The organism is Kitasatospora albolonga, from assembly GCA_002082585.1.
GTDB lineage: Bacteria > Actinomycetota > Actinomycetes > Streptomycetales > Streptomycetaceae > Streptomyces > Streptomyces stephensoniae.
This window is the reverse complement of sequence record CP020563.1, coordinates 6,397,438-6,412,423: the sequence shown is the minus strand read 5'-3', so window position 1 is coordinate 6,412,423 and position 14,986 is coordinate 6,397,438. Positions and strand designations below refer to the sequence as shown.

Here is a 14,986-nt window from a genome sequence, read left to right as displayed (position 1 = left end):
TGTGTGTCCGTTGTCCCGTCGGCCGCGCTCGGCCACGGGAACAGGTCATGGTTCGCCCGGTCACCGGCCGGCGGACGTGCTCCGGACGGTGACGGGCCGGTACCGCTCAGTCGGCGGCAATGGCAGGGGCGGGGACCTCCAGGGTCTCTCCGCTCCCGCAGTCCTCCGCGGAGGGCCGCTGCTCGCGCAGCTCCACGATGGCGGCCTCGAAGTCTTCCAAAGAATTGAACGCCCGGTAGACGGACGCGAAGCGCAGGTACGCGACGAGGTCGAGCTCCTGCAACGGGCCGAGTATGGCCAGACCCACGTCATGGGTGGTCAGCTCGGCGCTCCCGGTGGCGCGCACCGCCTCCTCGACCCGCTGGCCGAGTTTGGCGAGGGCGTCCTCGGTGACGGGCCGTCCCTGGCATGCCTTGCGGACGCCGGAGATGACCTTGGTACGGCTGAAGGGTTCGGTCACGCCACTGCGTTTGACGACCATCAGCGAGCAGGTCTCCACCGTGGTGAAGCGGCGGGAGCAGTCGGGGCACTGACGGCGGCGGCGGATCGACGTCCCGTCGTCGGTGGTGCGACTGTCGACGACCCTGCTGTCGGGGTGCCTGCAGAAGGGGCAGTGCATGGCTCCCAACCCTCCTTCACAGCACGACTGAATAGCCTCTCCGGCCAGCCCTCGCGGGCCCCTGGGAGGCAGTCCCCAGCATAGGCGATGGCCTGGGCCGAACGAACCCGGGACCACAACTTCTGGGTGGCCGGGACGATCCAACCACTAGATCTAGGGTTGGTTCACGATTTCGGCCCTACCGCGTGTCGCGTCTCCGGTACTACCGGAGGGGAGCGCGGGCGCAGGAAAGAGGGTACGGGAAACGCGCGGCCCGCGAGTCGCCGGGGCTCCCGGGGGCGGGACCGGGTGGAAGACTGGGGGTACGGCCGCAGCGAAGGGCTCCGCACACCCCCTTGCACACCCGCCACACCCCGTACGCGCCCGCCGCCCCGCGCCCGTACAGCCCGCCACCCCATGCCCATACACCTGCGGGATACATCGCGGCAGCCCTTTATTCGTTTTTCACTCGAACGTGTGTTTGGCGCAACCTTTCGAAAGCTACTACCGTTGTCCAGCTAGGGAGAACATTCGAGAGGGGCCGACGTGACCACCACCGCAGACAGTGCCACCATCACCGCCCGGGACCACCGCTCCCAGAGCCGACTTGAGCCGGTGCATGCCATGAATGACTCAGTCACGAACACCGATGGGCCCGAGCCCACCCGACCCGGGCGCTCCTTGCCCGGCAGGCCCCCCGGGATCAGGGCGGACAGCTCGGGGCTCACGGACCGGCAGCGGCGGGTCATCGAGGTCATCCGCGACTCCGTGCAGCGCCGGGGGTACCCGCCCTCCATGCGGGAGATCGGTCAGGCGGTGGGCCTGTCCAGCACCTCGTCCGTCGCCCACCAGCTGATGGCCCTGGAGCGCAAGGGCTTCCTGCGGCGCGACCCGCACCGGCCCCGCGCCTACGAGGTGCGCGGCTCCGACCAGCCCAGCACCCAGCCGACCGACACGACGGGGAAGCCCGCCGCGTCCTACGTTCCCCTGGTGGGCCGGATCGCCGCCGGTGGGCCGATCCTGGCCGAGGAGTCCGTCGAGGACGTCTTCCCGCTGCCGCGCCAGCTCGTCGGTGACGGTGAGCTGTTCGTCCTGAAGGTCGTCGGTGACTCGATGATCGAAGCGGCGATCTGCGACGGCGACTGGGTCACCGTGCGCCGCCAGCCCGTCGCGGAGAACGGGGACATCGTGGCCGCGATGCTGGACGGCGAGGCGACGGTCAAGCGCTTCCGCCGCGAGGACGGTCATGTGTGGCTGCTGCCGCACAACGCCGCGTACCAGCCGATCCCGGGCGACGAGGCGACGATCCTCGGCAAGGTGGTGGCGGTGCTGCGACGGGTGTGAGGAGCGTCGGCCGCACGGACACGGTCAGCCCCACGTCACGTACGCGACGGAGCCCCGGGACGCCTTACGGCTACCCCGGGGCTCCGTCGTGGTGGGCTACTTGCCGTCCGCCTTCGCCAGGGCGTCGATCGCGGCGAGTGAGCGGCGCGCCTGGTTGGGGTCCGTCGTGTACCAGAAGTCGGGCAGGGAGGCGCGCAGATAGCTGCCGTACCTCGCCTTGGCGAGCCGCGGGTCCAGTACGGCGACGACGCCCTTGTCGCCCGTGGCCCGGACGAGGCGGCCCGCGCCCTGCGCCATCAGCAGCGCGGAGTGTGTCGCGGCCACCGCCATGAAGCCGTTGCCGCCCGCCTCCTCGACCGCCTTCTGGCGTGCGCTCATCAGCGGGTCGTCGGGCCGGGGGAACGGAATCCGGTCCATCACCACCAGCTGACAGCTCGGCCCCGGCACATCGACGCCCTGCCAGAGCGAGAGCGTGCCGAAGAGGCAGGTCTCCGGATCGGCCGCGAAGTTCTTGATCAGCTCGCCGAGGGTCTCCTCGCCCTGGAGCAGGATCGGCTTGTCCAGCCGCCCCCGCAGCTCCTCGGCCGCCGCCTTGGCCCCCCGCATGGAGGAGAACAGCCCCAGGGTGCGGCCGCCCGCCGCCTCCACCAGCTCCGCCAGCTCGTCCAGCATGTCCGTACGCGCGCCTTCGCGCCCCGGGGTGTTCAGATGCCGGGCGACATAGAGGATGCCCTGCTTCGGGTAGTCGAACGGGGAGCCGACGTCCAGCCCCTTCCACTGCGGGAGGTCGTCGCCCGCGGTGCCCTCGGGGGCGAGGCCCAGGGACGCCCCCACCCCGTTGAAGTCCCCGCCGAGCTTCAGTGTGGCCGAGGTCAGGACCACGGAGCGCTCGGCGAAGAGCTTCTCGCGCAGCAGCCCGGAGACGGAGAGCGGGGCCACCCGCACGGAGGCGCCGAACCGGTCGTGCTGCTCGTACCAGACGACGTCGTACTCCGAGCCCTGGGCGATGCGCTCGGCCACCCCGTGGATCGACTCGACCGAGGCCAGGGCCTGCTTGCGGACCGCGTTCTCGTCCTCGACCGACTTGTCCCGGGTGGCCCCGATCGCGGAGATCACCGTACGGGCCGCGTCGCGCAGCGCCATCAGGGCGTACGCGAGATCCTCGGGCAGCTCCTCCAGGCGTCCCGGGAGCGCCAGCTCCATCACGCGCTCGAACCCCTCGGCGGCGCTCTGGAGCGCGTCGGCGGCCTTCTCGTTGACGAGCTTCGCCGCCCGCCGGACCGCCCGGTTGACCTGGGCCGGGGTCAGCTCGCCGGTGGCGACCCCGGTGACCCGGGAGACCAGCTCATGGGCCTCGTCCACGATCAGCACCTCGTGCGAGGGCAGCACCGGGGCGCCCTCGATGGCGTCGATCGCGAGCAGGGCGTGGTTGGTGACCACGACGTCCGCCAGCTTGGCGCGCTCCCGGGCCGCCTCGGCGAAGCACTCGGGGCCGTACGCGCACTTCGTGGCACCGAGGCACTCGCGCGAGGAGACCGAGACCTGCGCCCAGGCCCGGTCCGAGACGCCTGGCGTCAGGTCGTCCCGGTCCCCCGTCTCCGTATCGTCCGACCAGTCCCGCAGCCGCAGCAGGTCCTGGCCCAGCTTGCTGGAGGGTGCCGCCGCCTCGAACTGGTCGAACAGCCCCTCCTCCTCGTCCTGCGGAACCCCTTCGTGGAGCCGGTGGAGGCAGAGGTAGTTCGACCGGCCCTTGAGCATCGCGTACTGCGGGCGCCGCCGCAGCAGGGGGTGCAGGGCCTCCACCGTGCGCGGCAGGTCCCGCTCCACCAGCTGGCGCTGGAGGGCGAGGGTGGCCGTGGCCACGACGACCCGCTCCCCGTGCGCCAGCGCCGGCACCAGGTAGCCGAGGGACTTGCCCGTGCCGGTACCGGCCTGGACGAGGAGGTGGGATTGGTCGTCGACCGCCTCGGCGACGGCCTCGGCCATGGCGGCCTGGCCGGGCCGTTCCGTACCGCCGACAGCGGTGACGGCGGCGTGCAGGAGCTCGGGGAGGGATGGCTTCGTCATAGCCCGACCACCCTACGGCGCACCACTGACAACGGCGGTCACTCCCTGATCCGGGCGGCGGGATGCAGCGGGTTGGGAACCGTGCCGTGGACCGCCGCGTGCGGGCGGCTGGAGCGGTCGCGGTAACCGTCCACATGCAGCCGGTTGCGGTTGAGACAGAGCCGTTCGATCTCGGGGGTGACCATGTCGAACAGCTCGAACCGCTCCTTCAGCTCCGGGAACCGGGCGTGGTGGCGGACGATCTCCGCCCGGACGAGTGACCAGAACTCGTCCTCGCTCACGCCCAACTGCTCCTCGCAGAGCGGCGAGAGATAGCGGAAGACGCCGACGAAGAGGCCGGAGTGGATGAACTGGGTGAGGAAGGACGGCTCCTCGGTGAGCAGGACCTCGCGCACCTCCTCGGGCATGCTGTCGTGCTCCGGCAGCGGGTGGGCGCTGATGTTGACGTCGTCGACGAAGTCCTTGATCGCGAGCCGTACGGGCACGTCGTTCTCGTCGAAGACGACGATCGCGTTCTCGCCGTGCGGGGAGAAGACCGTCCCGTAGCGGTAGAGGAAGTGCAGCAGGGGCGGCAGCAGCGCGGCGAAGAGGCGGGTGAGCCAGGCGGCCGGGGCGAGCCCGGAGCGCTCGACGAGTTCGGCGGTGAACGCACGGCCCTCCGGGTCCGTATGGAGGAGGGAGGCGAGCGTACGGGCGCGTTCGCCCGGGGCGAGGCGGGGCGGCAGGGGCTCCCGCCAGATCGCGCCGAGGATTTCCTTGTACTGGTACGGGGCTTCGGGGAGGTGGTCGTAGAGCGGGTGTTCCACGGCGACGGAGGCGACCTCGCCGAGGAGGACGACCCGGCAGGTGTCACGCAGGAACGGGTCGTTCTCGCACAGCCCCTGGACCCAGGCGGTGACGGCCGGGGCGGCGAGGGTGCGTTCGGTGGGCAGGCCGCGCCAGACCAGGGTGTTGAGGATGGAGAGCGGCAGCTTCACCGTGTGCCGGTCGGGGCGCCGCACATTGGCGAAGGTGCGGACGGACTGCTGCGCCAGGCGCGTGTCGCCGTCGGTGTGCAGCGCCACGATGTCCCCGTCGGCGATGGCGGGGGCGAAGAGGGGGACGATCCATTCGTCCCACTGCCAGGGGTGTACGGGGAGGTAGAGATAGCTCTCGGGGTCGAGCCCCCGGGCGTGCAGTTCGGCGGCGAACGAGGCGCGTACGGAGGGGTCGAGCTCCTCGGCGTAGAGGTGCTCGGGGGTGGTGAGGCGGCCCACGCCCCGGTACTGCGCGATGCGGGTGCTCACGGCGATCCACGGCAGCTGGAGGGGGCTGCGGGTCTCGGGGGTGAAGCGGGCCGCGTCGGCGGCGGAGAAGCCGAGCCGTCCCTTGCTCGCCACCAGCCAGGGGTGGCCGGTCTGGTGCCCTTCGAGCTCGGCGTAGTCGAGTGCGGCCAGCTCGCTCGCGGAGAGGGCGGTGTGGTCGAGCCGGGCGTCGGCGGAGAGCGTGAGGGTCAGCTCGCGGATGAGGTGGCCGAGGGTGGCGCCGTCGAGGCCGAGGAGCCCTCGGGCGCGGACGAGGAACCGCAGCGGGTCGCGGAAGGGCCGGGTCCCTCCGGAGGCGGAGGCGGAGGTGGAGGCGGTGCCGGAGGAGGAGGACTCGTTGCTGAAAGAAGACGCGTTACCGGAAGGGGACGAGCCGTTGGAGAGCGGCGAACCGTTCAGCGACGACGGGCCGTTGAGGGAGGACGGGCCGGTGGGCGAGATCGGGCCGTCGGGTGAGGCGGGGCTGTTCGGTGCGGAAGAGTCTCCGGACGGGGAAAGGCCGCTGGAGGGCTCGGAGCCGCTCGGTGGCGTGGCGCCGTTGGAGAGGGCCGTCGCGGGCGGGTGGGCCGTCTCGATGGAGTCGGGGTCGACGCGCCAGCTGCCGTAGACGCCCCGCCGGGCCGCGAAGCGGAGCTCCGTCCCGTCGTCGAGCGACAGGAAGTGGAGGTGGCCGTTCCCGGGTCGGCGTTCGGGCTCGATGATCTCCTCGTACGCGAACTCGCCGAGCATTTTGGCGAGCAGCCGCGCTGCGGCCCGGTCCCAGACCCGCCGGTTCAGCTCCGGGGGGCTGATCAGGGGGTGGGGCTCGGCTGAATCATGGCTCGCGGGATATGTCGGCACGGGGACTCCTCCGGGTGGAACCGATGGGGTTCGAGCGGTGTGGACGGTGCGGAGCGATGTTCACAGGTGATCACGGTACGTTCGGTCGCGGATCATGAGGGCGGCACGTTTGTCGGGGAGGTCCACTTCGGCGGAGAAGCGGAAGCCTGCGCTCAGGAATGCCGATACGGACGGGGTGTTGCGCAGATCCGGCTCGGCGACGACCCGGCCGCACTGCGGAAGGTTGTCCAGGACGAGGTCGGCGACGGCGCGGAGCAGGGTGGTGCCCACGCCCCTCCCCCGGTTGTTCACGCCCCCGATGAGGAGGTGGACCCCGGTGTCGTGGAGGCGGGCCGGGTAGTGGCGGGCCAGCGGGTCCAGGTCGGCGCGGTAGATCTCCCAGTAGCTCATGGGGGTCCCGTCGAGCACGCCGAGGCAGGGGAGGGAGCGGCCGTCCCCTTCGAGCTGCGGCCTCAGATGGTCGGCGGTGACGGATTCGGGACCGGCGAGCTCCCAGAAGGCGGCGACAGCGGGGTCGTTCATCCAGCGGGTGAGAACGGCGAGATCGCGCTCCAGGACCACCGGGACCAGGTGGAACACCCCGGCCTCGGTGGTGGCACCGGGCCAGGTGGCCGGGTCGCCGAGGAGTTCGCGGGCGGCATCGCGGCGGGGCACCGCCCTGTCCCGGTCCTCGGCGATCAGCGCGAGGAGCTCCTCGGTGAGCTTGAGGTCGAGGGTGTCCTCGGTGGAGCTGCCGTGCGGTACGGCGGTGGAGTCGCCGGACGGTACGGCGGTGGCGCCCTCCGTGCCGCTGCCCGAGGGCGGTCCGGGGGGCGGGTCCGGGGGCACATCGGCCGGTTCCGGAGGCGCCGCGTCGGACTCCGCGGGCGCGTCGGCGGGTGGCACGGTGGCACTCTCCTCTCTGGAGCGGGTTGCCGGGCGGGTCGCGGCCGGGCCGCTCAGGCGTGCAGCGGGTTGGCGATGGAGACGTAGACGGACTGGGTGTCGACCGGCCCGACCAGCTCGTCGAGCCCGTGCAGCCGGGTCAGCAGGTTGGCCTTGCAGCGCAGTTGACGGTTCTCCAGGAGATACGCGGGCAGGGGCGAGCCCAGTTCCGCGTTCTCCGTGAGGAATTGGCGGAGGACGGCGAGGAGGTCGTGCTCGTCGGCGAGGCGCTGGGCGCCGAACGCGCCGATGAGGCCGAGGACGTTGTTGATGCCCAGGTAGTAGGCGAACCGCTCGTCGGTGACCGGGTCCGAGACGAAGGTGTCGCTGACCGTGCCGATGCCCGGAAGGCGGCGTTCCAGTTCGTCGCGGCGGGAGTCGCGGAAGTAGTAGCCCTGGTTGTCCCGGTAGCGCCCGCCGACCGGCCAGCCGTCCGGGTCGAGCAGCACCAGGGTGTTCTGCTGGTGGGCTTCGAGCGCGACACCGGCGTGGGCGTCGAGCCAGAGGACGGGGCGTACGACGCGGTCCAGATAGCGCCGGAACCACTCGGTGGAGATGTCCGCCGTCGGCCGGCCGGTCCGTGCGGCCAGGGCGGCGACGGCCTCGGCGAGCCGGGAGCGCATCAGGGGCTGCCCCGGCCGGGGGCGCTGTGCGGTGAGCCCGGCGATGCACACGGCGTCGTCGCCCGGGTCGAAAGGGTTCTGCCGGAGCATCACGTCGAGGCCGGTGACGGGGGCGCCCTCGGGGTCGTCGACGGCCAGCCAGGCGGGGTCGCGGACGATGTCGAAGCCGGGGTGGGCCCGCTGCCAGTGCTCGGCAAGGCCGGTGGAGAGGAGGCGGTGGACCTCGACGCCCCGGTGCAGCTCCTTGCGGAGGTTCTCGCGGCGGGAGTTGGTGATGCGTACGCCGAGGGAGAGCTTGAGCATCACGCGGGCGCCGGGGCGGTGCACGGTGCGGATGGACGAGGTGGGGTGCCAGTGCTCGCCGTGCGGGCCGAGGTCGTGCAGCAGGCCGGTCGCCTGGAGGGCCGCGATCTGGGGGCGGCTCAGGAGGTCGGCGGCCTGCCAGGGGTGCAGCGGGACGGCGGCGGTGCCGGGCGGCAGGCGCAGCCCTTCGCGGTGCGGGGCGAGGAGCTCCTCCGCCGTCGCGGCGCCGCCCTCGGCCCAGGCGGAGTCGGTGGCGGTCAGCGTACGGTCGACGGCGAACCAGTGGAGCGGGAAGGAGCCGTGGAGCTCCGGGGAGTAGCGCCGGGACTCCGCTTCGGAGAGCCCTTCGCGGCTCTTGGGGGTGGGGTGGAGGGGGTGGCCGAGCAGGAGGGACTGCTCGGCGGTGAGGAAGAGGTCGGTGTCGGCGGGGTCGGCGGGGTGGCGGCGGCGCTGTTCGACGAAGCCCGCGGTGTGGCGTACGGAGTCGGCGACCCGGGCGACCAGATCGGCGGAGCCGCTGCGGTCGGCTTCGCGGCCGATGAGGACGGCGACGGTGACGGCGTCGGCGGGCGGGGCCTTCTCGGGGGCGCCCTCCAGGACGGGGGCGCCGAAGCGGTGGGCTCCGGTGGCGGACCAGTAGTGCACGGGGACGAGCAGGGCGGTGCCGGTGGCGGGGAAGGCGATGCGCAGGGTGTCGCCGTCGGGGCGGGGCAGGTCGTTCTCCCGGGTCCAGCACCGCAGGAGGCTCTCGGTACCGGCGGCGTCGGCGGCCCTCAGCGGGTCCGGGTGGTCCAACGGGTCCTGGCCGTCGAGGACTTCCGCGGCACGGGGCTCGTCCGCACGGTCCGCTGTGGTTGCGGACGTGGACGTGGAGGTGTTCGTGGAGGCGGGGGCGCACGGAGTCGTTTCGTCCGTGGGGGCGTACGCCGGGGCGTCCACGTCGCCCTCGTGCACGGCTTTCTGACGGGGCACGGTCGTCGTCGCCTCGACCGTGCCGGGGGCGGCCGGTCCGTCCTGCCCTCGGTGCTGGGGGGTGCCGGGGCCGTCGGCCTCGGACGCGGGGGTGGGGTTCACGGCGGTCTTCCTTGCGTGGTTCAGGGGATCAGGTGGTCAGCCCGGCGGCGCTGCGACGGAGCGGCGAACGCTCCGCGGCCGCCAGCGCGTCGGCCAGCCGGTCGATGACGGCGCTCGCCTGCTCGTCGGTGAGGGTGAGAGGGGGCAGGAGGCGGACCACGGCGCTGTGCCGGCCGCCCAGTTCGACGATGAGACCGCGGTCCAGGCACTCCTGCTGGACGGCGCGGGCGAGGACCGGGTCGGGCGGCGGGGCGGGGGCCCGGTCGTCGGCCTCGGCGGGCAGGGGCGCGGCCTCGGGGTCAACCAGCTCCAGGCCGATCATCAGTCCGCGCCCCCGTACGTCGCCGATCCCCGGATGGTCCGCCCGCAACGTCCGCAGGCTGTCGAGCATTCGGGCGCCCAAGGCCGCCGCCCGCTCCGCCAGCCCGTTCTCCCGGACGTACGCGAGGGTGGCCGCGCCCGCCGCCATGGCGAGCTGGTTGCCACGAAACGTACCCGCGTGGGCGCCCGGCTGCCAGAGGTCCAGCTCAGAGCGGTAGACGATCACCGCGAGCGGGAGGGAACCCCCGATCGCCTTGGAGAGGACCATGACGTCCGGCACGATGCCGCTGTGCTCGACGGCCCAGAAGGCGCCGGTCCTGCCGACGCCGGTCTGCACCTCGTCGGCGATCAGCGGGATGCCCCTGGCGCGGGTGATCTCGCGCATCCTGCGCAGCCAGGCGTCCGGGGCGGGGTTGACGCCGCCCTCGCCCTGGACCGGCTCCAGGATCATCCCCGCCGGGGCCGGGACCCCGCCCTTCTCGTCGTCCAGCAGGTGTTCCGTCCAGCGCGCGGCGAGGGCCGCGCCGCGCTCGCCGCCGATCCCGAACGGGCAGCGGTAGTCCTGCGGGAAGGGCAGCCGGGTCACCCGGACGTCCCGGGCGCCGCCGGATGCCTCCAGGGCTCCGGCGGTCATGCCGTGGTAGGCGCCGGTGAAGGTCAGCAGGCCGTCGCGCCCGGTCGCGGCGCGGACCAGCTTGAACGCGGCCTCGACGGCGTCCGTACCGGCGGGGCCGCAGAACTGGATACGGGCGTTCTCCGCGAACTCGCGCGGCAGGGTGGCGAACAGCTCGGTGGTGAAGGCGTCCTTGACCGGGGTGGCGAGGTCGAGCACGTGCAGGGGCGCACCGGAGTCGATGACCCTCCTGATGGCCTCGAGCACGACCGGGTGGTTGTGGCCGAGCGCCAGGGTGCCCGCGCCCGACAGACAGTCCAGATAGCGCCGTCCGTCCGCGCCCTCGATGGTGAGCCCGCGCGCCCTGACCGGGACGATCGGCAGGGACCGCGCATAGGTGCGGGCGGCCGACTCGCGCAGCGACTGGCGGCGGAGGATGCCCTCGTGCGCGGGGGCCGCGGGAGGCGGTGCCACCGGAGCGGGTTCGGTCACGGACACGGCTCTTGATCCTCCTGCGGTAACAGTTGCGTTGCACGTCGGTACGTTTTCGCGCGGACGGAGTGCGGGGGTGAACGCTGTCCTGGTGTCCCCCGTACGTACCAACGACGCCGGTCGCAAGGGATCACGGGTAAATCGGAACATCCTTGCGGCGGCGGAACCGTGGACCTGCCGCGTGCCGTCCCCATCGGCACCGGCATAGTGGGGGGCCGCACCGGGGGCCGCAGATCCTGCTCCGCGGCCCCGGAGCGTCCGAGAAGCAGCACGGAGTACCGAGTGACGAAGTCCCAGGGGGATCACCAGATGCGACCCATTCGCCCGACCGACACCGCACGCCGCGGCAGGCGCGTACGGCGCATGCCCTCCGGCGTGCTCGCCGCGACGGCGGCCGTCGCCGTCCTGACGCTCACCGCCACCGCCTGCGGTCCGGAGGAGGACAACGCGGGCGGTACGACGCCCACCGCCTCGGCCGACCCGTCGGCCGACGGCACGATCACGATTCCGGACGATCTCAAGAACCGGCTCAAGGAGCGCGGGATCGACCTGGACAAGTGGCGGGACGGTGAGTGGAAGAACTGGGACAAGGACAAGTGGCTGCGGGAGGCCAAGGACTTCGTCAACCCGGTCATCGACGGGCTCTGGGACCCGGACCGGATGCGGGAGGCCGACAAGCCCCCGGAGAACCCGGTCGACAACGACATCTCCGGTGACGACGGTGTGACGGACCCGACCCCGGCGCCGGTCCAGGCCGCCGGTGTCGCGACGCCGTACCACAGCAGCGCGCCGGAGTCCGGGAAGCTGCTCTTCGACGGCCCCAAGGGCCCGATGGTCTGCTCCGCGACCGTGGTGAAGGACCCGGCCAACCCCGGCAAGTCCAACCTGGTGTGGACCGCCGGGCACTGTGTGCACGCGGGCAAGAACGGCGGCTGGTACCGCAACATCGCCTTCGTCCCGTCCTACAACAACGACGGCCTGTCCCTGGCGGAGCTGGAGACCGCGCCCAAGGAGAAGGTCGCTCCGTACGGAGTGTGGTGGGGCCGGTGGGCCCAGACCTCCGAGCAGTGGATCGCCCAGGGCGCGGCGACCGGCGGGCAGGGTGCCCCGTACGACTTCGCGGTGCTGCATGTGACGCCGGAGAAGGGTTCGACGGGCAAGTCGCTGGAGGAGACGGTCGGTTCGGCGCTGCCGGTCGACTTCAACGCTCCGGCCGTACCGCAGATCCCGGACATGACGGCCACCGGCTACCCGGCCGCGCCGCCGTTCGACGGCCAGAAGCTGCTCCAGTGCAAGGACAGGCCGGGCCGCCTGTCGGTCCGCCAGAACGAGCCGACGATGTACCGCATCGGCTGCACCATGACCGGTGGCTCCTCCGGCGGCGGCTGGGTCGCGGCGGGCCAGGACGGCAAGCCCGCCCTGGTCTCGAACACCTCGATCGGCCCGATCTCGGCGGGCTGGCTGGCCGGCCCCCGGCTCGGCAAGGAGGCCGAGGGCGTCTACCGCGCGGTCAGCGAGAAGTACGCGGGCCAGTAGTAGGCCCCGGACTCATCCGGCCGGGCGGGTGGGCTGGTGGGCGGACCCGCCGGGCGGCCGGCCGACTCGTCCTCGGGTCGGCTCGTCCTTCGGCCGGCTCATCCGGCCCATCGGCTCTTCGGTCCCGGCCGCCCAGCCGTCGGCCGGCTCATCGGCCGCCGGTTCATCCGCCCGGTCGGCTCACCCGTCGGCCGGGCGGCCACCGGACCCGCCCGGCGGCGGGGCGGCGGCCCGGAGTTCCGCGGCGCCGTCCTCCCAGCGGCGGCGCCGTTCGACGACGGGCTGTTCCCACCACGGGGTGCCGCGTTCGCCGAGGGCCACCTTGGCCGTGTGCACCCGGCTCCGGGCCATTTTCTCGGCCGCCGGGTCCTGGTTCCGGCGCGCGGCCGCCACTCCTCGCCGGGCCGCCATCAGGTGGCGGCGCAGATCGGCGGCGACCTCCTCGGGGATCTCCGGGTCGGTCGCCCGCCATCGCCGCCCGTTCACCACGATGTACCGGCCGTCGGGGGTCCGCTCCGGCTGATCGGCGTCCATCCGGCCATGGTGCCCGACGGACTCGGACACCGCCCGCCCGCACGCCCGTGCCCCGCGGTTGCGAACACCGTCCCGCCCCGGCGGGACGGTGTTCGGCGTTCCGGCGGGTACACGGAAGGCGAGCGAGCGCCGGATTCCCGCGCGGACCGACCGAGAGGCAGGGCGATGACCGATTCCACGATGAGGGCGGTGGGCTGGGCACAGTCCTTCCCCGTCTCCCAAGGTGTGCGAGCGGGACGCCACTGGGCGCGCGGGCACCTCGCGTCCCTGGAGTGGGCCGAGCGCTCGCCCGACACCGTGGACTCGGTGCTCATCGCCGTCTCCGAGCTCATCACCAACGCGCACCGGCACGCCCGCAGTGACGCCCAGCTCGTCCTGACCTGGGACAGCACATGCCTGCACGTCAGCGTCCACGACTCCAGTCCGCAACCGCCCGTACCGCGCGACGCCGGACCCGGCGCGCTCGGCGGCCGGGGCATGGCCATCGTGGACGCGCTGGCCGACAGCTGGCACCACCATCCGCAGCGGGACGGCAAGACCGTGACCGCCTGCTTCGTGCCTCCGGGGTACGAGGAACTCCCGGAGGACAAGGAACTCCCGGGAGACGAAGGGCTCCCGGGGGACAAGGGACTCCCCGGGGACAAGGGCGCGGAAGGTTCCCCCCGTACACCGGGCGGCGGTCCCGGTACGCCGGAGGGTCCGTGAACGCGGAGACGCCCGGCCCAGGATCTCCCTGGTCGGGCGTCTCCGTCACGGCCTGCGCCGTACGGTGAATCAGTGCGCGGCGGGGACGAACGTCCCCAGCTCCGCCGCCAGCTCCTCGTGGACCTGGGCCTTGAGCAGGGTGCCCTCGGCGGTGTGCTCCTCGGAGAGGACCTCACCCTCGGCGTGCACCCGGGAGACCAGGGCCCCCTGGATGTACGGCACGAGCACCTCGATCTCGACGGACGGGCGCGGCAGCTCGGCGTCGATGAGCGCGAGCAGCTCGTCGATGCCCTCGCCGGTCCGGGCCGAGACCGCGATCGCGTACTTCTCGTTGCGCAGCAGCCGCTGGAGGACCAGCGGGTCCGCCGCGTCCGCCTTGTTGATCACGACGATCTCGCGCACGTTCACCGCGCCGACCTCACGGATCACCTCGCGCACCGCGGCGAGCTGCTCCTCCGGCACCGGGTGGGAGCCGTCCACCACGTGCAGGATGAGATCGGACTCGCCGACCTCCTCCATGGTGGAGCGGAACGCCTCGACGAGGTGGTGCGGCAGATGCCGTACGAACCCGACGGTGTCGGCGAGGGTGTAGATACGGCCGCTCGGTGTCTCGGCCCGGCGCACGGTCGGGTCCAGGGTGGCGAACAGGGCGTTCTCCACCAGGACACCGGCTCCGGTGAGACGGTTGAGCAGCGAGGACTTGCCCGCGTTGGTGTATCCGGCGATGGCGACGGAGGGCACCTTGTTGCGCTTGCGCTCCTGCCGCTTGATCTCGCGGCCGGTCTTCATCTCCGCGATCTCCCGGCGCATCTTCGCCATCTTCTCGCGAATCCGCCGCCGGTCCGTCTCGATCTTGGTCTCACCGGGACCACGCGTGGCCATGCCGCCACCGCCACTGGAGCCGCCGCCGCCCATCTGGCGGGAGAGCGACTGACCCCAGCCGCGCAGCCGGGGCAGCATGTACTGCATCTGCGCGAGGGAGACCTGCGCCTTGCCCTCACGGGACTTGGCGTGCTGGGCGAAGATGTCGAGGATGAGGGCGGTCCGGTCGACCACCTTCACCTTGACGACGTCTTCCAGGTGGATCAGCTGGCCGGGGCTGAGCTCACCGTCGCAGACGACGGTGTCGGCACCGGATTCGAGGACGATGTCGCGCAGCTCCAGCGCCTTGCCGGAACCGATGTAGGTCGCCGGGTCGGGCTTGTCGCGCCGCTGGTACACCGCGTCCAGCACCTGTGCGCCCGCCGTCTCGGCGAGTGCGGCGAGCTCCGCGAGGGAGATCTCCGCGTCGCGTACCGTCCCCGAGGTCCAGACACCGACCAGCACGACGCGCTCCAGGCGCAGCTGTCGGTACTCGACCTCGGTGACGTCCTCGAGCTCCGTGGAGAGACCGGCGACGCGCCGCAGAGCGGCACGCTCGGAGCGGTCCAGCTGGTCGCCGTCGCGCGCTCCGTCGATCTCCTGGCTCCAGGCGACGTCCTCTTCCATCAGGGCGTCGGCCCGAAGGCTCTCGGTGAGGCTCCCGGGGGTGTTCTCCGTGGCGCTCCGCGCGTCCTGCGCGTCCTGGGGAAGGGAAGAAGAGGAGGTCATTGGGTCCTTACGTCGATAGAAGTCTTTACGTCAGTCACAACGTGTGATCTTTCCGGATGATTCCCGATCACCGTCACCACCGCCGGGCGGTCCCGTGCGGTCCGCCGTGCCGACGCGT

General features: G+C 72.3%; 10 protein-coding genes and 1 pseudogene. 3 read left to right on the top strand and 8 right to left on the bottom strand.

Translation table 11 applies throughout. The features are described from left to right. Nucleotides 1-106: 106 nt before the first annotated feature. Nucleotides 107-619, bottom strand: coding sequence for a transcriptional regulator NrdR (locus tag B7C62_28480; protein ID ARF75756.1), 513 nt, complete (start codon nt 617-619; stop codon nt 107-109). Between the two features lie 525 nt (nt 620-1,144). On the opposite strand from B7C62_28480, the gene B7C62_28475 reads away from it, so the two are divergent. Beyond that, complete coding sequence (locus B7C62_28475; protein ARF75755.1) at nt 1,145-1,942, top strand: repressor LexA; 798 nt, start codon at nt 1,145-1,147, stop codon at nt 1,940-1,942. 96 nt (nt 1,943-2,038) lie between these two features. On the opposite strand, the gene B7C62_28470 is transcribed toward B7C62_28475, so the two are convergent. The 5 genes and pseudogenes from B7C62_28470 to B7C62_28450 form a co-directional block, all read right to left on the bottom strand. After that, nucleotides 2,039-4,009 carry an ATP-dependent helicase gene (locus tag B7C62_28470; protein ARF75754.1) on the bottom strand — a complete coding sequence of 657 codons (1,971 nt, stop codon included), beginning with the start codon at nt 4,007-4,009 and terminating at the stop codon, nt 2,039-2,041. 38 nt (nt 4,010-4,047) lie between these two features. Next, nucleotides 4,048-5,601 (bottom strand): annotated as a pseudogene (locus B7C62_28465) (IucA/IucC family protein). Between the two features lie 612 nt (nt 5,602-6,213). Then, entirely contained in the window at nt 6,214-6,981 is a 768-nt protein-coding gene (locus tag B7C62_28460; GenBank protein ARF77410.1) for an N-acetyltransferase, read from the bottom strand. A gap of 110 nt (nt 6,982-7,091) precedes the next feature. After that, nucleotides 7,092-9,077, bottom strand: a complete 1,986-nt coding sequence (locus tag B7C62_28455; GenBank protein ID ARF75753.1) for an iron transporter — start codon at nt 9,075-9,077, stop codon at nt 7,092-7,094. A 28-nt stretch (nt 9,078-9,105) separates the two neighbouring features. After that, the gene (locus tag B7C62_28450) at nt 9,106-10,509 is read right to left on the bottom strand and encodes an aspartate aminotransferase family protein (GenBank protein ID ARF75752.1); all 1,404 of its coding nucleotides are present in this window, start codon (nt 10,507-10,509) and stop codon (nt 9,106-9,108) included. 357 nt (nt 10,510-10,866) lie between these two features. Between B7C62_28450 and B7C62_28445 the strand changes: the two genes are divergently transcribed. Next, complete coding sequence (locus B7C62_28445; GenBank protein ID ARF77409.1) at nt 10,867-12,039, top strand: hypothetical protein; 1,173 nt, start codon at nt 10,867-10,869, stop codon at nt 12,037-12,039. A 180-nt stretch (nt 12,040-12,219) separates the two neighbouring features. On the opposite strand, the gene B7C62_28440 is transcribed toward B7C62_28445, so the two are convergent. Further along, the gene (locus B7C62_28440) at nt 12,220-12,573 is read right to left on the bottom strand and encodes a hypothetical protein (protein ARF75751.1); all 354 of its coding nucleotides are present in this window, start codon (nt 12,571-12,573) and stop codon (nt 12,220-12,222) included. A 165-nt stretch (nt 12,574-12,738) separates the two neighbouring features. On the opposite strand from B7C62_28440, the gene B7C62_28435 reads away from it, so the two are divergent. Next, entirely contained in the window at nt 12,739-13,278 is a 540-nt protein-coding gene (locus tag B7C62_28435; GenBank protein ARF75750.1) for an ATP-binding protein, read from the top strand. 69 nt (nt 13,279-13,347) lie between these two features. Here B7C62_28435 and B7C62_28430 read toward each other — a convergent pair whose 3' ends face one another. Next, nucleotides 13,348-14,868 (bottom strand): GTPase HflX, encoded by a 1,521-nt coding sequence (locus B7C62_28430; GenBank protein ID ARF75749.1) that lies wholly within the window; start codon nt 14,866-14,868, stop codon nt 13,348-13,350. Between the last annotated feature and the right edge of the window lie 118 nt (nt 14,869-14,986).

What these genes read in the sequence shown, in the direction of transcription:
- B7C62_28480 (ARF75756.1), bottom strand. Translation starts at nt 619, where the DNA reads ATGCACTGCCCCTTCTGCAGGCACCCCGACAGCAGGGTCGTCGACAGT.
- B7C62_28470 (ARF75754.1), bottom strand. Translation starts at nt 4,009, where the DNA reads ATGACGAAGCCATCCCTCCCCGAGCTCCTGCACGCCGCCGTCACCGCT.
- B7C62_28445 (ARF77409.1), top strand. Translation starts at nt 10,867, where the DNA reads ATGCCCTCCGGCGTGCTCGCCGCGACGGCGGCCGTCGCCGTCCTGACG.
- B7C62_28440 (ARF75751.1), bottom strand. Translation starts at nt 12,573, where the DNA reads ATGGACGCCGATCAGCCGGAGCGGACCCCCGACGGCCGGTACATCGTG.
- B7C62_28435 (ARF75750.1), top strand. Translation starts at nt 12,739, where the DNA reads ATGACCGATTCCACGATGAGGGCGGTGGGCTGGGCACAGTCCTTCCCC.
- B7C62_28430 (ARF75749.1), bottom strand. Translation starts at nt 14,868, where the DNA reads ATGACCTCCTCTTCTTCCCTTCCCCAGGACGCGCAGGACGCGCGGAGC.